The sequence below is a fragment of the Pseudomonas sp. RGM 3321 genome (genome assembly GCF_022836805.1).
In the GTDB taxonomy this organism is placed as follows: domain Bacteria; phylum Pseudomonadota; class Gammaproteobacteria; order Pseudomonadales; family Pseudomonadaceae; genus Aquipseudomonas.
In genome coordinates, this window is sequence record NZ_JALHBH010000083.1 from 1 (window position 1) to 20,766 (window position 20,766).

The 20,766-nt window shown below is 57.4% G+C and carries 18 protein-coding genes; 3 read left to right on the plus strand and 15 right to left on the minus strand.

Annotated features, from left to right (window positions below; genetic code table 11):
* Positions 1-589 precede the first annotated feature (589 nt).
* A complete protein-coding gene (locus RGM3321_RS02155; RefSeq protein WP_347880961.1) occupies positions 590-1,228 on the plus strand; it encodes a hypothetical protein in 639 nt (212 codons plus the stop codon).
* 155 nt (positions 1,229-1,383) lie between these two features.
* Positions 1,384-2,190 carry a cytochrome c gene (locus RGM3321_RS02160; protein WP_244391359.1) on the plus strand — a complete coding sequence of 269 codons (807 nt, stop codon included), beginning with the start codon at positions 1,384-1,386 and terminating at the stop codon, positions 2,188-2,190.
* A gap of 322 nt (positions 2,191-2,512) precedes the next feature.
* Here the strand turns inward: RGM3321_RS02160 and RGM3321_RS02165 are convergent, their stop codons facing one another.
* The 10 genes from RGM3321_RS02165 to RGM3321_RS02210 form a co-directional block, all read right to left on the minus strand.
* Positions 2,513-4,633, minus strand: coding sequence for a TonB-dependent siderophore receptor (locus RGM3321_RS02165; protein WP_244391360.1), 2,121 nt, complete (start codon positions 4,631-4,633; stop codon positions 2,513-2,515).
* A 127-nt stretch (positions 4,634-4,760) separates the two neighbouring features.
* Positions 4,761-5,273 carry a lysis system i-spanin subunit Rz gene (locus RGM3321_RS02170; protein ID WP_103695403.1) on the minus strand — a complete coding sequence of 171 codons (513 nt, stop codon included), beginning with the start codon at positions 5,271-5,273 and terminating at the stop codon, positions 4,761-4,763.
* Positions 5,270-5,812 (minus strand): glycoside hydrolase family 19 protein, encoded by a 543-nt coding sequence (locus RGM3321_RS02175; protein WP_103695402.1) that lies wholly within the window; start codon positions 5,810-5,812, stop codon positions 5,270-5,272. Before RGM3321_RS02175 ends, RGM3321_RS02170 begins: the two co-directional genes overlap by 4 nt.
* A 64-nt stretch (positions 5,813-5,876) precedes the next feature.
* On the minus strand, positions 5,877-7,307 hold the full coding sequence (locus RGM3321_RS02180; protein ID WP_244391362.1) for a tail fiber domain-containing protein: 1,431 nt from the start codon (positions 7,305-7,307) through the stop codon (positions 5,877-5,879).
* A 23-nt stretch (positions 7,308-7,330) separates the two neighbouring features.
* A complete protein-coding gene (locus RGM3321_RS02185) occupies positions 7,331-8,017 on the minus strand; it encodes a hypothetical protein (RefSeq protein WP_103695400.1) in 687 nt (228 codons plus the stop codon).
* Positions 8,017-8,325, minus strand: a complete 309-nt coding sequence (locus RGM3321_RS02190; RefSeq protein WP_244391439.1) for a hypothetical protein — start codon at positions 8,323-8,325, stop codon at positions 8,017-8,019. Before RGM3321_RS02190 ends, RGM3321_RS02185 begins: the two co-directional genes overlap by 1 nt.
* 8 nt (positions 8,326-8,333) lie before the next feature.
* Positions 8,334-12,086, minus strand: a complete 3,753-nt coding sequence (locus RGM3321_RS02195) for a phage tail protein (RefSeq protein WP_244391364.1) — start codon at positions 12,084-12,086, stop codon at positions 8,334-8,336.
* Positions 12,087-12,140: 54 nt separating this feature from the next.
* Positions 12,141-12,728, minus strand: coding sequence for a tail assembly protein (locus RGM3321_RS02200; RefSeq protein ID WP_024639076.1), 588 nt, complete (start codon positions 12,726-12,728; stop codon positions 12,141-12,143).
* Positions 12,725-13,507, minus strand: coding sequence for a Mov34/MPN/PAD-1 family protein (locus RGM3321_RS02205; RefSeq protein WP_244391366.1), 783 nt, complete (start codon positions 13,505-13,507; stop codon positions 12,725-12,727). Before RGM3321_RS02205 ends, RGM3321_RS02200 begins: the two co-directional genes overlap by 4 nt.
* A 2-nt stretch (positions 13,508-13,509) precedes the next feature.
* Positions 13,510-14,208 (minus strand): phage minor tail protein L, encoded by a 699-nt coding sequence (locus tag RGM3321_RS02210; RefSeq protein WP_244391367.1) that lies wholly within the window; start codon positions 14,206-14,208, stop codon positions 13,510-13,512.
* A 431-nt stretch (positions 14,209-14,639) separates the two neighbouring features.
* Between RGM3321_RS02210 and RGM3321_RS02215 the strand changes: the two genes are divergently transcribed.
* Entirely contained in the window at positions 14,640-14,897 is a 258-nt protein-coding gene (locus RGM3321_RS02215; protein WP_103695399.1) for a hypothetical protein, read from the plus strand.
* A gap of 168 nt (positions 14,898-15,065) precedes the next feature.
* On the opposite strand, the gene RGM3321_RS02220 is transcribed toward RGM3321_RS02215, so the two are convergent.
* From RGM3321_RS02220 to RGM3321_RS02240, 5 genes are all read right to left on the minus strand, one after another.
* Entirely contained in the window at positions 15,066-15,410 is a 345-nt protein-coding gene (locus RGM3321_RS02220) for a phage tail protein (RefSeq protein WP_244391369.1), read from the minus strand.
* On the minus strand, positions 15,410-19,489 hold the full coding sequence (locus RGM3321_RS02225) for a phage tail tape measure protein (RefSeq protein ID WP_244391371.1): 4,080 nt from the start codon (positions 19,487-19,489) through the stop codon (positions 15,410-15,412). The genes RGM3321_RS02220 and RGM3321_RS02225 overlap by 1 nt, the downstream gene beginning before the upstream one ends.
* An 81-nt stretch (positions 19,490-19,570) precedes the next feature.
* Positions 19,571-19,840: a hypothetical protein gene (locus RGM3321_RS02230; protein WP_244391372.1), complete on the minus strand. Its 270-nt coding sequence runs from the start codon at positions 19,838-19,840 to the stop codon at positions 19,571-19,573.
* Between the two features lie 17 nt (positions 19,841-19,857).
* Entirely contained in the window at positions 19,858-20,193 is a 336-nt protein-coding gene (locus RGM3321_RS02235) for a phage tail assembly chaperone family protein, TAC (RefSeq protein ID WP_244391374.1), read from the minus strand.
* 9 nt (positions 20,194-20,202) lie between these two features.
* A complete protein-coding gene (locus tag RGM3321_RS02240; RefSeq protein ID WP_244391376.1) occupies positions 20,203-20,706 on the minus strand; it encodes a phage tail tube protein in 504 nt (167 codons plus the stop codon).
* Positions 20,707-20,766: the final 60 nt, after the last annotated feature.

Sequence of the window (20,766 nt, forward strand, 5' to 3'; positions counted from 1 at the left end):
AACCTGGTCTACGACCGATAATTTAAAGGCTAGCGTGTAATCGCGTTGGCTGCGCCTTTTACCCGAATCCATTAAGTCCTCCTGAGGAAAGGTCAGAAGGTGTAAACCTTATTCAGGACGGGACACACGCATGAAAAAGGCCAATGCTGCGAACATTGGCCTAAGTCATTGAATTATATGGTCGGGACGGAGTGATTCGAACACTCGACCCCTAGCACCCTATGCCGGGGACCATACAACTCTAAGTCATTGAATTGTAAATAAAAAAACACCCTAAAAGCTGCTGCAAAAATCGGCCTTTTTTGTGGTTTCGCACACGTAAACACAAGGCCTACAGCCTCAGTTTTGCGCGTCAAACTCCAGGCTCAGTCAGAGCAAAACGCGACCTTCCCCGCCTCCCCCGGCGTCCTGCCGACAAACACCACTCCCCAAATCCGAAACACTCAACCACTGTATGCCCATACAGAAATTGAGAATCACCCCCATGAACGAGAGCAATAGCTCAGAAGCCTTGGCCGAATGGCACAAGCGGCTCAACGACAGGAGGCAATGGACAAACCCTGCAGTCACCTACCGGTTTCTGGCACGCATGGCCGAAGACATGCAGGCTGGCGGGCTGGTCGATCCACTGGAGCGCTTTGAGCTCTTCGAGCTGGCCAGCGCTGCTTTCTGCCACTTCACCGAGGAAGGCAACCACGAATGGCGGCATCAGGCGTCGGACTATCTGGCCTACAACAAGGGCGGCATTGTAGTTGGAAGCCTGCTGAACTCCCGATACGTGCTTCATGAGGCCGACCAGTCGCTCTATCACGCCGCCCACTTCGCTTTTCTCGATGAGAAAAACGACCTCATCATGAGGGACTACAAGAAGTACGGCGTGCTCGAGGGTCGTTACATCTATACCGAAACCGGGCAGACGCTGACGCTGGTTGAGCAATCCAGGCAGATCAACGGCGTGAGCTATCAACGCCTGAGCGATGAGGATCAATATCGAGCGCTCGTCGACGCCTCAGCGATAGCTCTCGACCAAGGCGACTTCAAGGCTTACGTTTCGCTATGGGAGCGTCATAGCTACTCAATATTTATCAGATGCCTTCACTGCCTGGATGGATTCGCAGTGCGTGACGATTGCACACACTGCGATGGACGAGGCTTTACCGAAGACCCGCAGTGCGCGAATAAGCTGCCACAGTCGCTCAACAGCCAGCGAAGCGCGCCGAAAAAATAGTAGAACGCCCCCCCTCCGACAGGCGATCACGGCTCAGGAAGCCGACAGCGGATGTCTATTGATCTCATAAAAAATAGCCATCCTGAGTCAGCCAGCTATTCACGTCCGTTCGGCTGTGCCAGACTTACCGCCGTTGATGGTAAGGGAGAGATCCTTTGAAAGCACTTATTCTATTCGGTGCTCTGTTGCTGAGCGGGCAGCTTTCCGCGGCTCAACTGGACATGCAGTTGGGGCAGATCAGTCGCACTTGGCAAACAGAAGATTTACTAACTCATCCTCAACTGCAAGTCATTACAGTTAAAAGTGATGTGGCCTACAAGAAGGACATGACTTATTACGCCGTGCCCTTGAGTGCGCTACTGACAGGCATAAAGCCCAGTGACCACCTGCAGGCAGTCGCTCTGGACGGGTTTGCCGCAGAGCTGGCCGCGGCGCCATTACTCAACGACAAAGGCGCACGGGCTTGGTTGGCGATTGAAGATCCTGCCCATCCATGGCCACCGCTGGGCGCTGGCAAACCCAGTGCAGGGCCTTTCTACCTAGTATGGACAGACCCTCAGGTTGGAAATATCAGCCCAGAGCAATGGCCTTTTCAAGTGGCCAGCATTAAGAGCACGACTTCGGTTGCCGAGCGTTTTCCCGCTCTGCTACCAGACCCTGCGCTCAAGACTGATGACCCTGTCAATAAAGGCTTCGCGGTATTTCAGAAAAACTGTGTGGCTTGTCATCGATTGAACGGGGCGGGCGATGCGCAGTTTGGGCCGGATCTAAACATTCCCTACAACCCGACCGAATATTTGGGAATGGATTTACTCAAGCTCTACATTCGAAACCCTCAGGATTTGCGTCAGTGGCCTCAGGCGAAGATGCCCGGGTTTTCGGAAGCGGTATTGCCGGAAGCTGACTTGCAGATGCTGATGGCGTATTTGCACCATATGGCTGGGCGCAAGATAAAGCCTTGATCCTATTCAACGGTGGCGCGACAGCACGAGCTGAAATACCTTTTGATAAATGTAGTGCGTATCAGGCAGAGCAGATGCCACCCTTCACACCTTGCGTCCTGCCGACGAGCACCACTCACAAATCTGATACGCCTCGACTACTGTATGCACATACATAACTTGAGCGCATCACCCTGAACATCGATGAAGGCACTTACAACTACCCATTGAGCGACGCCGAGGCGCAATTGATTCTGCTGGGGCTTGCCCCCCACGGACGCGATTGACGCCCAACAAAAATCCGCGACAGGGCGCGGCTTGATGTGCGTTTTTCGATCCTACCTTAGAACTTCCAACTGACAGACGCAGTAAAGTTACGCGGGTCGCCATAATTGCTCTGGCCATACCGCACAGCTTGCAGGTACTTCTGGTTGGTAAGGTTGTCGAGATTGAACTGGGTGCTCCAGTGTGGGTCTATATCATAGTGCGCCATCAAGCCCACTAGCGCGTAACCACTCTGGTTCGCGGCTGGCGTATCGTCGTTCTGGATCTCGCTTTGCCATTTAACCGTGCCGCCGACCTTGACCTTCGGTGCCATCGGCAGTTTGTAGCTCATGGAGGAGGTTAAGGCATGGCGCGGGATGAATTTGCGTCCACGGTCGTTATCCGCATCCGTGATGTACACGTAGGTGTAACCGCCACTGACTTGCAGACCCGGAGCCAGCTCACCAGAGGCTTCCAGTTCTATACCGTTACTCTTGTAGGACATGCCCTCATACAAGTAACCGCCTAGGCTGGCGTCGTATCCTGAGTAAGTGGCGACGTTGTCCTGCTTGGTATGGAACACAGCAGCCGAGACGTCCAGCTTGTTGTCCAGCAGATGCCCTTTAATCCCGGCCTCGTAGCTCTTGCCTTCCAGCGGGTCGAGCACCTTGCCCTGAGGGTCTAGGTAGTACTGCGGATTGAAGATCTCGGTATAGCTGGCATACAGCGAGTACTGCGGCGTCAGATCGTAGACCAGGCCGGCATAAGGCGTCACCTTGCCGTGGACACGCACATCCCGGCCTGACCCGTAGTTTTCTCCATCGCTGTCGGCACTGAGCATGCGCGCCCCGGTGATCAAGTGCAGATCGTCGGTGAGGCTGAAGCGCGCCCCGGCATACACACTCTTCTGCCGGTCGGTATAGCTGGAGGTATCGGCAGCGTTGGCGATGTCGTAAGTAGTGGGCTTGGCAATGGAGCCATTGAGTGCATCCTGCAACGCTACCGATGTGTAGTACGACGACGTTCCGTATAGCGAGGATTCGTTGTTGCGCGAGCGGGCCACGTTGGCGCCCACCGTCAATTGGTGTTCACGTCCCCCTAGGGAAAAAGGCCCACTGAAGGACAGATCACCGTCCAGTTCACGGTTCTTGTCCTTGTACTTGGAAGCCAGGCCGGTATAGCCCGTAGAAGAAGTGCTGTCAGCGTAGATGTAGAACATCTCGGTGTCTTCCCTATGCTCCATGGCGGTAAGGGTCAGGCGCGACTTCCAGTCGTTGGCAAAACTGTGCTCCCACTCCGCAAAAGCACGAGTGGTGTGAACATCCCAATACACCCAAGGCTGGGCGATGTTGGCGCTTGTACTGCTGTAATGCAGCGACTTGCCACTGGCGTCGGTCAGCGGCAACGCGCCCCAACTGGCACCGTTGGAGTTGCTCTTCTGGTCTTCGTAACCAACAGTCAAGGTATCGCTGTCCGTCAGGTCGAATGCCAGCATGCCGCTGAAAATGTTCTTTTCCCGGGAGTAACGATCCAAGTAGGAGTTACCCACCTCGTTGGCATAGATCAACCTCCCACGAACATTGCCCGTTTCGGTCAACGGGCCCGACAAGTCGATATCGACCCGACGCTTGTCCCAGGAACCAGCGCTTAGATCAACCTTGGCCTGAGTCTCGTAAGTCGGACGCTTGCGCACGAAGTTGACCGTTGCCGAGGGGTTGCCGCTGCCTGTCATCAGGCCATTGGCCCCGTGCAGGATATCCACCTGCTCGTAGGTAGCCATGTCGACATCGCCCACCAGCAGCCCGCCGGTCATCTGCATTCCCACGCCGTCATACTGAAAATTGGTGATATCGAAGCCACGGGCCGTGAAGTAGGTGCGGTCGGTTTCTACTTTCTGGACGTTCACACCCGGCGTGCTGTCGAGCACATCGCGGACACTGTCGAGTTTGAAATCGTCCATTTGCTCGCGCTTTATGCTGGTCACGCCTTGCGGGGTTTCCCGGGCCGTGAGGTTCAACCGTGTGGTGCTACTGTCGGGCTTGGCCTGATAGCCCGGCGGCGCGCTTTCCTGATCTTCGGCTGAAGTGCTGATGGTAGTGGACGGCAGATTCAGAGTGCTGTCATCCGCAAAGGCACTGTTAAGAATACCCAAGGCGATCAAAGTGAGGGCTGACGTGGGCAAGGAGGACATTTTGCGCATGAATGGTTGAAACTCCGAAAAGCAATAATGCGAATGATGTTTATTTACAATTCTCACATTCAGAGATAACGAAAATCAATGCCATTTAGGTATCAGCTTTGTAGCGAGCAGGATGACGACTCTGCCATCATCTAGTAATGGCCCTAACGTAAGTCTGGCAGGCCCGCAGCGCGATCAGTCCTTGGTCGCCGGCGTCGGTGATGGCGATAATTCTTTGAGCATGCGCTGGGTCAAGCTGGGCTCGACGGGTTGCATGAACCACGCCGACGGTGCCGGGGGCGGAAGGCACGTTGCAGTCACTGGCTGGATCCTCGAGGAGGACTGACAGCCGGACATCAGCAGTAGCAAGCTGGTCACGCAGGCGAGCCTGGTTGCGCTGGGCATCGGATAATTCCTTGGTGCGTTGTTGGTCCTGGCCGGCGAGCTTTTGCTCCAGGGTCAGCCGTTTGTCTTGCTCGGCACGGGCCTGGGCGGAGGCGGCATTGCTGATCGCCGCCAAATCATCCTTGTACAGCCCGGCCTGCTCGGCGAGCTTCTTTCCCATTCGCCAGTCCTGCACCTGCCAGGTGACGCCTGATGCCGTAGCCATCAGCACCAGGATCAGCACCACCAGACCGGCCAGCTTCTGCACCGGCGTCATGCCAGCACCTTCAGCGCCTTCAGCGCCTTTTCGTACAGCGCCTGGCGGTCGGCCAACCCGTTAAAGCCGCCGTTGATGCGCCGGGTGATGGTCACGAACTCGCTCTTGTCTGCCAGCGTGTTGAGCGCGGCCCGGTGCCAGAACCACCCCGCCGACATCGCGGCGTGCTGCGCCAGCTCGAGCAATTCGGGATGGTTGATCAGATCCAGGCCCAGCGCTTCGGCGCACTCGGCATAGTTCGCCCGACCAGTGATCTGGATCAGGCCACGCCCACGGTATTTGGAGCCATCGCCCGGCACGGTATTGCCCAGGTCTTTGCGCCCCTCGTACCCCAACTGCTGCGGAGTCGGCCCCCATATCTCGCGGACATAACGCAGCTGACCGGACTCATGGCCGACCTGGGCGATGAACGCCGCGATGCGCAGCGGGGTCACGATCTGGTACTTGCTCATCGCCGTATTGAGGACGGGTGCAAAAACGCCGGCTTTCTGGCCGGCGTTCGGGAGTATCTGCAGTAGTTGCTGCGTGGTGATCGGCATCGGTGTTTCTCCAGGCAAAGAAATACCCGCTCGATGGCGGGGTGCGGGTGTCGCTGTTCAGGTTTTACGCGGCGGCAGGTTCGGCTGCTGGCTGTGCAGCAGCCTTGAGCGCGGCCAGTTCGGCACGCAGCTCTACCGATTCTGAATGCAGCTCTTTGACAGCGCCCATCAGATCGGTGATCAAGGCCATCGGGTCCAACTGCTGAATGCGTGCGTTGCCGTTTTCGTCGACGCCGTCCTTCTCGCCAGTCACGGCCAGGGGATTTACCTCCTGCGCCTCATGTGCAATCAGGCCTTGATAGGTGGTGCCGTCGCCACGAAACACTGCGCCGAACACCTTGCGCTGGTAGGTGACGATTCTGTAAGCGTTGATGCGATCACGGTACGACGGCACTTTCGCATCGGTGATGTACTTCTTGAACCGGTAGTCAGACCCGAACAGCGTCATGGTCCCGACATAGGTGTTGTCGATCCAGACGTCAACGTTCGATCCGGTCCAGTTGTAGTTGTATACCGTGCCGCCACGGCCTGCGTTCAGGCCTGCCCTGCACCAGATGCCTGCTGACTCAAGCCTCCCTGTGATCTGCATCGCCCCCTGCAAGGTCAATATGCCTCCGGCAGAGTTTATAAGCCTGACGTCATAGTCCGCTGCGGTGTTGTTGTAATGGAAGTCGATATAGGGGGCGTTGTTGCTGAGTTCCAAACCTGCAAAAGTAGGAGCAGAGGCAGGGCCGATACCTAGAGAATTCCGCGCTATAGTCTGGCTGTTGCCGCCAGTGCCGCCTGATGCGATGCCGATCGGGGCAGCAGTCACAGAAAGCGACGACACCGTAAGCAACCCTTCGTAGCTGTAAGTCATCGAAGGGCCGGTAGCATTATTGGCGGCGTTGACAGATCGCCAGGTGAAACCGCCAGCGCCGCCGCCACGATTTACAACGAAGTGGCCCTCACCCTGTGAGCCAGAGTTCCAGCCCATGTACATGCCTTGCACGTTGTAGAGTGCAGCCGCCTGCTGAACCCCAAGCTCCGAGAAGACAATGCGCCCATCGGTTCGGCCCGTACCGCCCTTCGCGACCGGAACTGTGCTCTCTACGGCCACCGAGCCCAAGCCTAGCCCAGTACGCGCCTCCGCTTGGTTAACTCCGCCAGTGCCGCCCTTGGCCACCGGAAGCGTGTCATAGTTGCCGGTGGTGCCGAGCGCGGCCATCTTGTCGCCAAACTGTACCCGCAGCTGGTTGAAAGCGTCGCGCAGCATTTTATCGTAGCCTTGCACAGGCATGATTGCGTATGCGGCTCCGCTGACTGTCGCGCCCTTGTAGGGTGGCAGAATGGAGATAACCGTGGGACTGGCCACGTTGGCGATCTCGTAATTAAGTCCGTCCGGACCTACGAATGCATCACCCACTCGCGAGTTAGCGTCAAACGCTACGTTTACGCCAGTTACAGCTGTTGATCCGTTTGTCACGGATACAGTACCGTTTCTAAGCCAAGGCATATTTGTTACTCACTAAATGAATTTCAGACATTCGTCTTTGCGAAGACTGCTGGGAGGAAGAATGCTGTTGGGTTGGCGGACGCAATAGTGATCGCGTAAAGCTTGCTGTTCGGAAAGTCCCACCAGCAATACAGTGCCCGAGATATGGCACTACCCGAGTTCAGTCCCATGCCGAACGAGTTAATCAATAGATATTCGTTCTCAGGAAAGTTAAACGGTACTGAGTAATAACACCTAACAAGATTCTGGCTGGTGTAATCAAACCTCTCATAGGTCCACGATTGGAACGAGCGAGTGAAGTTTGCACTTGAAGTACCAGAATCAAACAGCAAGTTGGTTGCGCCATCCCATAGCCGCATCCCAAAATCAGCCACCGGTTGAGCGGCAAATTGAGCGACGAAATAGCGGCCGTTGGGTTGAGCGGTGTTCGCGTCATACGCCCTTACGTAGAAACCTGTCCAGTTACCGGCCGACCCCACAAGGCGCATCATGCAAAGCCCCGCAACCGCATTCACAGTGTCGGGCCGCACAAACACCAAGGGCGGCTCCTGTGATGTAACAGGCCGAGGAAAGTAGGTGGTTGAGCCAAGCCCGCTTTCCTCCGTGGGCTGATAGCGCCCCGAAGCAATCACCATCAGACGCGCATATTGCGAATCGAGAACTACCACATTGCTATTGTTGGAAAACTCCAGGCCATAAGCTTCCGCCATTATGAAAACCTCATGACAAGCAGCCGCATGGTGCCGGTTGAAACCGTGCTTGAGCCGTAAGTTCTGGTGTGGTTGTAAACCCTTGCTATACCGTCAACGAGTTCCGTTTCGTGCTGCCTCTGATTGCTGTCGTAAGCGCCAGCCGGTATCACGATTGCAACACCGTTACCCGGACCGACACCCGGCACAGCAAAGTCCTGGCTGGTCTTTGTTGTGCCGGAGAAGGTAACGAGCGTCGACAACACAACCCGGATCGTGAACGAATTCTCGTCCAGCTGAAGCGCAGCATCTGCGCCCCATACCCTCATCCCGTTGCTCATTCGCTGAGGTCTCCGAGCTGCACTCTCTTAACGCCGTTCTGGTCATACACGCGGACAGAGCGGTTTGTAATAACCAATCTTCCGCCCCCTGCGACCAGACCGTTGATTTCGAGCGTGCCGTTTTTGTTGAGAATCCAGCCGCTCTGCCCGGCCAAGTAATTGGTCGAACTGATGTAGCTACCAATTTTTGCGTTGGTAATTGTTCCGTCTTGAATGAACGCCGACTGAATGAATGTCTGCCCGCCAGTAATGCCGAAAAACGACTGCGGCGATTGCGAGCTGGTATTCATCACCAAGAACGTGTCGGCCCTCACTACGAACTGCGAGGTCGTGCCTGCCGCCCCGCTTTCAAGTCCAAGACCGAACCCGGCCGCGTAAGGGATGTTGTTTTGCGTGAGCTCCATTCTCACCGACCAGATTCCGGCCAGCTTGTTGTTGGTGGTGGCCAAGGCGCTGGTTGTCTGCTGAACCGCAACAGTCGCGTCGTTTGCCTTGGCCTGCGCCGTCTCAATCCGGGTAGACAACGCACCGTCAGCGTTAGACCTCGTGACCGCTTCGGACTGAAGGGCCGCCTGAACCGTTGTTTGGTTCGTGGTAACCGTCGCCGTCAGGTTCGTAATTTGCTGGGTGGTAGCCTCCCTGTCCGTAGCTTGAGCAGTTTCAACGATGCTGATTTTCGACTCGGTGCCTCCCACCCGAGCATCCAGCAACGTAGTGCGCTGCGCCTGGGCAAAGTCCTGCTCTGTCCTGACCTTTACTTCCTGCGCGTAACTGGCCGTGCTGTCCCACCCTTTCAATGCTTCGAGCAGATCGCCTTCCACGCTGTCTGATCGGTACTGAGCTTGAACCGCTTGCAGCTGGGTAGCTGTCGCGGTGGTCTTGCCGTCAACCGTCGAGATATCGGCGGTGTTCTTGCTGACCTGCGCCGCTTGGGCATTGGCCGAGCGAATCGACTGCCCGGTATTGACCCAGTACGCCGGGTTCGGCGGACCGTTGGACCCATCAGACGCCGCTGGCACCGCCGCAATGGCCGTCCAGAGGTTGTCACCCACGCGCACGGTGTTGTCCCGCACATAGGCATCAGTGGGCACATAGACCAGCGCGTCGGTGATTTCCCCGATATTGGCTTTGAGCTCTTCCAGTCGCTCGTTCACCGAGCCAGGGCCGTCGCCGTCGATGAGGTCGAGCCTGCCAAGCAGGTGTTCACCGAACTGGCTTTCGGTCAGCTGCTTGTCCAGCAGACCCAGAACAGGTCCTGCGTCACTGCTGGTCTGCCCCATCACGCCAACGCCGGTCGGGTACCACGGCCCGATATTCCCTGTCCGGTCCACTAGTCGCGCCCAGAAGAAGAACGTCACGCCTGCTTTCAAGTGCTGCATGACGTGTTCAGACTGCGGGTAGGCCAGGTCGCTGAGCTTCGTGGCCTTGGCCAGGTCAGTCGTCGGCCCGTACCAGATTTCCGTGCGCTGCGTATCCTCTGCACCCGGTGGGAAAGTCCACTTGAGCGCGATCCCGAATATCAGCGACGCGGCAGTAAGCGACGTAACGGCAGGTGGCAAGCTGGTCTTGCCCTGCAAGTTCGTCAGCAGCGACGTGGCCGGCAAGGACGAGACGTTCAAGGCGCTGACAGCGCGCACCCTGGCCATGTACTGACCGGAGTAGATACCCGGCACATCCACCGACTGCTCGCCAGTGCGCGGCACCTTGACCCACTCGCGCGAGCCCCAGCGCCATTCCACGTCGTATGCAACCGCGCCTGGCGCAGCGTCCCAGCTGATGGTCATGTTGGTAACCGCGATGCCCTGCTCAATCACAACGTGCTGGGTCACGAACACTGCGCCCGGCGCAGCTTGCACGCCCACTGGAATGCCGCTGATTGGGCGGATGTCCACGACGGCACCGAAGTCGATAGCGTCAAACTTGCTCGGTTCGTGCTGGATGCACTCAAGCTGGTACTGGTGCCATTCCGGGCGCGTGATGTTGCGCACCAGAAACTGCATGGTTTTCAGGTCGTCGTATTCGAGTATCCAACCACATTCGGCTTCTGGCACTTCGCTGAAGCTGGCTGCAACAGTCACCCGCCGACCGGTAAGCGAGGTGATAACCCGTGCCTCCGTCTTCCCGCTCGGCAAGTTCACCCGCAGCTTGGCACCGGTGGAAAGATCGATGTCGCGATCAACGGTGATGACGCGCCCCGCCACCGCGCTGATCCGACCGCCGTTAGCACGACCGGCCAGCATGGGGTCAGCCACGGCAATGATCTGCCCTGTCTTCGGAATGCCGCCGTCCAGGCCGACGCGGAAGGTCGCGGGCCTTGTCTGCGTCTGTTCGGTGATCAGCGCGTACTGGCCAGCGCGCTGCGCCTGCCCGAGTGAAGTGCAGCCGTAAGCGTCCACCGACAGTTCGTTGACCGATCCAGATTCGGCCATCGCCACGTCATCAAAAACGGGCTCTTTGTCCGTCGCAAAACTCTGGTCCGGGTTGTCCCACGTCACCATTGCCAGGTTGTGTCGGTCGCGCGCCCGGGTGCCCGAATACTGGATTTCACCATTGTTCAGGATCTGCGACGGGTTGTAGGTGTAGACCGGGTCGCCTGGCATGTCGGCGTTGAACGTGATCTGGCTGCCATCCCAGGTGCTCATGCCGTGGAAGATGGCCGACAGGTCCTGCAGCACCGCGTAAGCATCCGCCTGCTTTTGCAGGTAAATGTTGCAAGTCATCCGGGGGTGCATACCGCCCATGCCGTTTGGCACCATCTGGTCGCAATACTGCGCAATGCGGTACAGGTTCCAGCGGTCCACCATCGTGGCATCGATCCGGTGCCCGAGGCCGTAGTAAGGGTTTAGCGCCAGGTCGTAGCAAACCCAGGCCGGGTTGTTTGTGTAGGCCTCTTTGAACGTACCGTCCCAAATCCCGTTGCTGGTACCCGCGCCGGACGTTGCATAGGTCCGCGTCTCCGTGTCGTAGTTGGTCGGCACGCGCACGATGCGCCCACGCATCAACACCGCGATCTTGGCGATATCGCCGCCGAACTGCTGGGCGTCATATTCCACGCAGCCCACGGCGGTGAGCGGAAACTCCTGATCGCTATCTACGACCTCGGCGACCGCCTCGATAAACATGCTGTCCTGAATCAGCGAGCTGTTGGCCTCGGCTGTGATCCGGCGCACGCGCATAGTCCAGCGGCTGCCCGCAGGCAGGTTGATGCGGTGACTGCGTTCGTACTTGGTGACGTTCTTGCGGTCTACGTAGTCCGCCAGGATCTGAACGAACGGCCCGCCATCAGTGGCCAGGTCGATCGCGTAATCGATTCGCACGCCGTTGATGTTGCCGCTCTGGTCCTGCGACTGGAGTTGTGGCCAGCTGAGCCGGATGCGCAGCGCATCCAGCACCGGGTTATTCACGGTGCGCAGGTAGGGCGTGGTGCTGAGCAGCTGCTGGTTTACGTCGACTTCGTTGCTGGACTCGGCAATGCCCTCAAGACGCTGCTGGTTCAGCTCGCCATTGCGGAACTGCCATTTCACGCCTGGGAAGTTGACCGTCCCGTCCTCGGCCACCAACGGAGTACCGTCGAGCTTCACCGAGCGCAGGCCGTCCACTGGGCCAACGATCGGCCCCCAGCTCCACAGGTAGACGATGCGCGCGGTGGCAATGGAAGCTGTGCTGTTTAACGCAATCGTCGGCTGCTTCTGCGTGGCCTCGCCGCCCTTGCTCCCGCGAATGCTTCGCGCTGCTACCGCACTTCCCATACCGCCCCCAGAAAAAAGAAAACCCGCCGAAGCGGGTCTGGTGTTACCTGATGATCAAATCTGATCTTGTGTGTAAATCCCGCCCGACTCGACGGCCCCGCCGATCTCTCGTTCGCCGTAGAGCACGGGATAGGGGTTGCCTTGGGCAACGGTGGTCACCGCGCCGCCAAAGCCATAGCTGGGGTTGTTTCCGTCGTCGTTGTTGCTGCCGACGCTGGCAGTGGTCGTGGGGGAAAGCATCTGCACCACGCCGCCAAGACCTGTCGCCGCACCCGCACCGAGCAGGCCCAGGCCGAGCGCTGTACTCGTACCGCCGGAGACAAGGCCGCCCACAACCAGCGCGACGCCCAGCACCACCTGGAACAGGCCAGCCTGCTTGCTGCCTTGGATCAGCGGCACGATGCGGATATCGGTGTTGTCGCTGCCCTGCATATCGAACTCGGCCTCGCCGGCGTTGCGCTTGCCGCAGAAGACGCTGAACACCAAGCCACGCTCTTCGCCGGTCCGCAGAAACTTCTCGAAGCCAGGCTTCATCGCGCAAAGGGCATTCACGGCATCGCGCACGCTGTGTACATCGATGCGGTACTCCCGGCCGAAATGCTTGCGCAGAACGCCGTAGAGCACGATGGTGCGCATGGTCATGGGGTGTATTCCTTGTGGCGCAGGATCAGTTTCACGCGGTTAGCCATCGACCAGCCGTAGACCTCACGGGCAGCCAGGCGACCGGGCATGTGGTGGTAAATGAACGGACCAGACCCGCCGAGTGCCGGCGCGTCCTCGCTGTGCAGGCTGGCATCGGCGCCGAGGTAGATCGCGGCGTGGTTCGGGAAGTGGCAAGGCCTGCCCACTGTCGGGATCTGGAACACCAGCAGGTCGCCGCGTTGAGCCTGCTCAACCCGAACGAAGCCACAGGCCTCGAAGTTCTCTTCGTAATGGCTCGGGCTTTCCGGATCCTCCCACCACAGTTCCTTTCGCTCGAAGTTCGGCAGCGGCAGTAAGGCCTCGCGGGCGTACCAGTCGCGGCAGGCCGACCAGCAATCGAGCAGGCCATGCGAGAAGTCCCGGCCCAGCAAGGGTGCCTGGAAGCCGCTCGGCTTGAACCACTGAATGTCACCGCCAGGCCAGCCCACGATCGCCCAGGGCAATTCATGCAGCTCACAGCTGACCAGATCGGTCATGCTCGGCGTTGCGGCGCGGTCCGGATGGCTGTGCACGATGGCCAGCACCTCGCCCCTGTCTTCTGCCGCCGCAGCGTCGTGCTTGTCGATCAGGAAGTGCTGCAGCGGGTTGGTGGCCACGTTGCCGCACGGCACGTACTCACGCCCTGCCTCGGTCTTGATCAGCAGCCCGCAGGCCTCGGCCGGGTGTGACTGCTCGGCGTGCGCCCGCATGGCGTCCTGAAGCTTTTGATTGATTCGCATGGTTACCCCTTGGCGATCAGGCTTGCGCCCATTGAGCCGCCGAACCGGCGGGTATTGCCGCGCAACTTGCAACTGCTCCACCAGCCCCCGCAGCGGTCAAGCGCAGGGTTGTCGGTGGGTTCGTTCTTCTTGTCGAAATAGGCGGTGCCTGTGTAGGCGCAGGCCTCCTGCCGGTACTGGCCGCGCATCGCCCAGCGGCATAACTTGGTGATCTGCTGGGACGGCAACTGCTGGCCTTCCATGTCGATTGGGCTGGAAAGCTCAAAGCCGATCGCCGAAAAGTTCTCTTCGGTCTTCTGCTCGATACTCCAAAGGCTGGTGCGGCTTTGATCTGCGGCATCTGGGTTGCCCCCGTCGAAGTTCGCGGCATCCAGGAAGTGCTTGAACGTTTCGATCACCTTGAAGCTCGCGCCCGCTAGGTCCTTGAACTGAAGGCAAAGCGCTGACACTGCTCGCGGAATACCTGACAGCTCGTTGGCCAGCCTGAGCTTGGGCGTGGCTGGGCGGCCATCACCACGGATGTCTAAGCCGGTGACCTCGATCTGAATAGGCGAATACAGCTGGCCCTGCCAGATAATGTCGCCCTCATGCTCGTGCCCGTGGAAGCGCCAGAGCGTTGCCCCAAGTCGCGTGGCGTCCAGTTCGTACAGGCGAATCTGGTTCCCGGGCTCCAACTTCTGGATGTCCGCGCTGTAAATCATGGTAATTACCTACAAAAAACCCCGTACTTGGCGGGTGATTAGGGTCAAAAAAAATCCCACACCCACTGTCTATATAACCACATATGGATGGAAATCCAGTGGCGACGGCATGGTGCATGCGGTAGCGTCAAAGTTTTAACGGACGATAGGAATCAAATGGCTCTCGTGACGGAGGAGACAGTAATACATCTGTCCAAGGCCAGAGCGTCACTTCTGGGCGATGTCGAATGGAACAGGCTTCATATGCCTGGAGACAGTGCTCTGGCATCTGGGATTTATCGTTGTGAAGGATGTGGGGATGAAACTATTTCACTAAGAGGGGCACACCTTCCCCTACCTGATGAACACAAGCATAGAGACGCGCGTAAAGTTCAATGGCGATTGATAGTTAAAGCAGAAGCGAAGTTTTAAATAGTTCCTAGGAGGTCAAGATGTCTGATGTAGAAAAGAGCGCGTTTGAGGCAGGCGTAATGTCTGCTCTTGCGGCGATCGCCGCCGCTCTGAAGTCGTCACCCGAGTTCAACAATGAGGCGCTGGTGAATATCGCACAACACATTCTGGATGCCGGGACACCGCACTCGTTTGAGGGCCTTGAGGCAAAGCAAGCTTTTGCACGCCCCTTACGCGTCTTGGTCAGCGATCAAGCTGCCTTGACACAATGGCTACAAACAGGCAGCTCAAAGCATTAACTATATTCTTTCATCGGCAGCATCGTCCTCAAGAGTTAACCGGATGAATTGCTGCCGCTCCTCTGCATGCTCGGCATACTTTCTACGTAATACTGCTTACACTCGGATACTTGAGCACGCATTACTCTTTTACCCTTGTTCCCTAAGCTCAACTAAATTCTCAAGTTATCACGGGTTAAAGGCTTGTTTGAAGCTCACGGACAGTGAGTGTAATCCACCTCCCAAGGTAGCTGGCTTGTAACCTTTCGCTCTATAACGACCTTGGGAGCCACCAGGGGGCGTCCAGTAAAACGACTTGTAGCCTTCATGTCGGTCGAGAAAGTCCCGCACCTGTTGCAGCTTCTGCCCAGGCCCGTACCTTCCTGTGACGGTTACGTCCCAAGCTTCAGATCGGTTGTTAATGCCCACTCCACCGGATTGGCTGTAACCGTCACCGAAGTCGTTCTCCCAAGCGCGCTGTGAAACATCGCCCGAGGCGCCTACCTGCACATCAAAATCAAATGTCTCAGCCATTACGCGCGCCTCCAGAGCAAACCGCCCTGCCTCATCTCCTGCTGGAGAACCTGACGGACCTGTGCAGCAGCACTGTCGCCTATTGCTTTACCCTGACTTGCCGCTTCAGCAGCGCTCATGCCGGGCTCAGCCTTGACGGTGACAGGTACGCTGATACTGATCGGCGTAGACCCGCCGCTACCAACAGACTTGTCAGCTAGGTACTTGGTCAGGTCGCGGTTCTGGTTCGGGTTGAGCACGCGCTCACCGCCATCGAGCAGCCAGGTGCCTTCCTTCGGGATGTTGTCCATACCGTTGTGAGCCATACCGGCGAGGGCTGATGCGGATACAGCGGCGACCATTGGTGTGGTTGCCGCAGTAGCAGCGAGGGCTGCGGCAGGCGCAAGCTCCGGGCCGATCAATGGAATGCCAGCAGTAGAAGCGTAAGCGTTCAGCGCTGCCTGCGCCGATGCGGCTTGTGCGTTGGCGATCAATCCGGTAGCAGCCGCCGATTGGCCGCTTTTACCAACGAGCAATTGAATACCCTGATAGATCAACCATTGAGCAGCCATGTCAGAAAGAGCATTTATCGCAGACTTGGCCATGCCGGCGAACAGGTCTGTTACCGCGTCTCCCGCATCCTTCGTTTTCGTGGCAATGTCCGCAAACATATCGCCCAACCCATTGGTAGCGTCACCCAAAGTCCCTGAGACGAAGTCGGCAGCCTGAGCTGTATAGTTTTGCGCGTAGTCGACATAGTTCTGCCAAGCCCTCCCGACACCATCCATCCATTTGGCCTGATCTACGTCTACTTGAGCGTAAAAACCCTGCTGTTTAGCCAAACGCTCGGCCAGCGCATCTGTGAGAATCTGGGTTTCCTTCTTGTACAGACCCTCGCTTATATCGCCGCTGTTGCGCTGAAGGACTAGATCACGCTGCTGCTTATTAAAGTCTTCTTGAATGCCGAGCATTTCCTGAAGCCGCTCACGCTGCTTGTCACCCATTCCAGCGCCAGCAAGCTGTTGGTCAAATCCTTCGCTTATGGCACGATTGCTTTCGCTAACACTGGCCTGAAATGCCGCGAGCTTATTCGTTTCCTCGGTGGCGATTTTCCTCAGTCCGTTTTCTTTTTCGAGTGCCGCGTTACGCTTCAGGTCGGCGGTAATCGAATCCTGTTTAGCCAACAGAGACTTCTGCTCGGCGGTCAGGATTTTCTTTGACTTTATATCCGCGAGCTCCTGCTCCCACTTGATCAACTCGCGAGAGGCAGCTCCGATTTTGTCGATATCGCCCTTCTGAGCGCCGAGCAGCAAGGATTGTTCTTTCAAAACCGCGTATTGCTGACGCGCCTGATCGAGAACCTTCTGCGCGGCATCTTCTCTGTATTTCGATTGGCCTTTGTTTGGATCTGTAGTTTCGGTGATCCGGGCAATTGCTTCGTTTGCCCGCTGGACAGCATCCTTTCTCGGGTCTTTCCCAACGCTTGGCGTATCAGCGCCAGGCAGCACCATGCTGCGACCAGTCACATCCATCTGAGCCGGAGCCGTCAGCAGCATGTTACGGCCACTGAGGAAGCTCGAGTTTTTGGAAATATTTGCAGCAGCATCGATAACCCGCTGCATTTCCTTGATTTGCTTGGTCGCGCTTTCCGTGGCGGCTTTCGCAGATGAGTTATGTGCGCTTGTGGCCGCAGCGGCGGCGTCTTGAGCAGCCTGTTCAGCCGTGTAAAGGCCGATCAATTGCCGTCTAAGCGCATCCTGCTGCACCTTGTCGTTCGATTTGACCGCGTCTTTATACTTCTCCAGAACGTCCTTTTGCTGGGAAATTACTTTCGCCTGCTCACGTTGCTGAGAGGTAAGTCCCATCTGATCAGCAGCATAAGCGGCCTGCGCCTCTGCGTTTGCTCCGAACAGGTCGCGGCTTTCGATCAACTTCGCGATGTACTTTTCCCACTCCGCAAGCTGAGCCTTGGTCTGTCCACCAGAACCTGCCAAGGCCGTCGTGAGCCCCTTCGTCTGCGCGGTCAGGCCAGTCGTCTCTTGGGTCGCACCAGCGAGAAGCAACCGATATTTCTCTGCCTGCTCGCCACTCCTTTCATTTGCCGCCGCCGATTGCTCAAGAGAAGAAATGTAGGCCGGCATAATGTTGCCGTTTTCCTTCACAGAAGCGGTAACGCTCGCAAGCGTCCGTGAACCATCGCGAACCTGGCTGAGCATCTGCTCAAAGGCCTTGCCGCCTTCAATACCGGCGACACCCAAGCTCTGATACGCATTCCGACCGCGAATCGAGAAATCATCAAACGCTTTAGCCGCGGCCTCGGACGCTTCGGTTTGTTTTTCCGTCCAGGTCGAAAACTGCAGCATTTTCTGGGCCTGGCCCAGTTCTTTAAATTTCGTGATCGACTCTTCCAGCGTCAGGTTCTGGTCGATGAGTGCAGCGGTCGCGCTGTTTGCGCCGCCGCCGAAATCGATGAACGAGGCCGCTACCAAAGCCGTCATCGCAATCAGGCCCACCGGCCCCGTCAGAAGCCCGAGCACCCCTCGGCCGGCCGCTGACGCCGCCACCATTGCGGTGCTACTTCTGGAAGCGGCCGCAGTAGCTGCATCAGATGCCCGGGAAGCGGCATCGACAGCGAGCTTAGTCTCTCCAGCCGCTGCCACTGCGGCACTTCTGGCGGCATAGGACGCCTGAATCTCTGCAGAGGTCGCGACCGTGGTGGCTGCAAGGCTCGTCTCGGCAGCCTGTATCTGCCTGATAATGGCCACTTCATCCAAGCGCGCCAAAGCCATACGATTGCGAGCGGCAGCTCGGCCTTGCTCACTGATTTGCGCGGCAAGGCGCTGCTCTTCGAGTACCCGCTCAGCAGCAAGTGCTGCCTGGACACTTTTCAGGTTATTGATTTCGGACTGTTGACGTAGTCGATCTGATGAAACCTTTTGACCTGCTGCCGCGATTTCAGCATTTGCCCTCGCCAAGCTGGCGTTGGCATCTGCATATTTCGACTCTGCATTTAGAAGCGACTGCTTCGCCGCTGCGGCCTCGGCAGCGGTATTTTGTATGCTCTGCGTAGTTGAGAGCGCCAGGGCCCCGGCCTGCATGATTGAGGCCTTCGTGGCCATCGCGAAACCTGCCGCACCCTGGGCAGCGGCAATAGCCATGCGGGTGCCTATGATGTAAGCCAGTGTCTCAGCCGCGTTCGATATCTGTTCGAAGGTTTTCGAGGTAGCACCGAAATCCTTGGTAAGCCCATCAATGGACTGAGAAAACTTGACGATATTTCCCGACATTGCAGCGCTGACACCGCTTGCCTGATCCATCCTGCCGATGAATTGCGTCAGTGAGTTGGTGGTAGCAGTAATGCTATTGCCGATCGTTACCGCAGTTTTGTTGAAGAGGTCGGAAACAGCTTTTTCCTGAGCCTGCAACGCTTTCACGACCGAATCGGCTGTCAGTTTGCCTTCAGCTCCCAAAGCACGCAGTTCGCCAACCGTCTTGCCCATGCCTGCCGCAATGGCTTGAGCGAGAGCCGGCGCTTGTTCCATTACGCTGTTCAGTTCCTCACCGCGCAGTACGCCAGATGCGAAGGCCTGGCCGAGCTGCACCAATGCAGCGTTCGCCGAATCTGCGGAAGCTCCAGATATCGCCAACGTTTTACTGATGGTCCCCACTACACCAGCAACACCCTCGCCGGTGAGCTTGAGTTCCTTTTGGTTGGTCGCAATACGCTGGTAAAGCTCGGCTGTTGCGCTGAGAGGCTGATAGGCACTCTGCGCAATGGAGAAAACTGCATTCTGAGCCTTTGCAAGCTCTGCAGATCCATCGGTAACGAGCTTGAGACGGCTGGTCAGGGACGTGTAAGCCTCGGACGCGCGGTAAATAGCGGTCACGCTGAAAGCAGCAGAAAGCGGGCCAGCTAGACTTGCAGCCATGTTGGATAACGACAGCATCTGCCCCTGCATGGCGGCGACTCTGGCCGAGGCAGCGTCGGCTGCAGATCCCGTGCGTGTAACCGACTGCGATGCGCGATCCATGTTTTGCTGAAATCCGCCGATTCGAGCAATAAGATCAAGCGTCAATGTGCCAAGCGATCTTGACGCCATAGGTTTATCTCCAGGCAATAAAAAACCCGCCGAAGCGGGCTAAATCGTAAACGTGACACGGGCGGACAAATCGGAGTCAGGTCAAACCCACTCATTCATCGCCTGCTCAAGCGATACCTCTACAACGCGCTCCGCATTTGGCATGAAGTCGATTAGCTCGGCTGTTCCGCCATTGCCACGGTTGATCTGAAAGGCAATCAGCGCACTAGATAGCTCACTTCTGCGCATAGGGTTGAGCGATCCATACTTGTCCCTATACGCCGACCAGGCCTGAACCTCAGACCAACTGATGTTGGCCTTGGCCTCGGCGATAGTGCATCCCCCTATACCGTTGAGCACCAGCTCATGCATCAGCTCATCAGCAGGGGTCAGCTTTTTGCTGCGTGGTTCACCTCGTTAACGGCCTTCATGAGCGCAAAGCCCAGCTCCGGATCAAGGTTCATCGCGTCATCGTAAGGCAGTGGCTCGTCGCCGTTCTGCCCGAGCAGGATGGTGGCAGCCAGATAGCTCGCGTTTCTGGATTTTTCAGCATCATCACCTGCGAACAGCACTTCCATCTTGCCGTAGGTGTGCCGGCGGACATGGACTGTGAACTTATCGGTCACATTTTTACCCTTCGAATCAGAATGCGTCCACTGCACCTCTTTCTTCACTAGGGTTTCAGCGACGATTGCACCTTTCTTTTTCAACTCAGCCAAATTCATGATTTTTCCTTACGCTGCAGGTGGCGTGACTTTGGGAAGCCAAGCGGAGCCCCCGGAACGCTGAATGGTTGCGGCGGTGCTCACAACGGCGTTTGCAGCGAAGTCAAACGGGAAGTCAGAGACATAGCCACGGAAAGTGAACCAGGTACGCGTGTCTGGTAGGTCAAAGCCACCGGTGTCAGCGTCCAGCGTCGGTGCCGCGGTTCCGTCGGACCAGCCCACTGCCCAGTCAATGGTCGTGTCGCCATTCGCTTCAGAAAGCTGATGAAGACGGATATGGCTTGCGTTGTTCGGGTCAGCATTGACCGTCAACGATGCCTGGCCAGGCGTGCGCAAGCCTTTCTTGTAACTGCGCTCGTTATCTTCGAGGCAAGTATCTTCAATCTGGTCGGCCGGAGAGCCCCCTGGACTGAATGCAGTGGCGCACTCAATGGCCAGCACAGTTTTGGGACCGGTTCCTGACACCGGCGGGACGAGTGCGTAAATCTTGGTACCTTGCGAAAGGATCGACATGGCGTTCTCCAAATGTCGGGCAATAAAAAACCCGCGCATGGCGGGCTGCTGTGTTTAAAA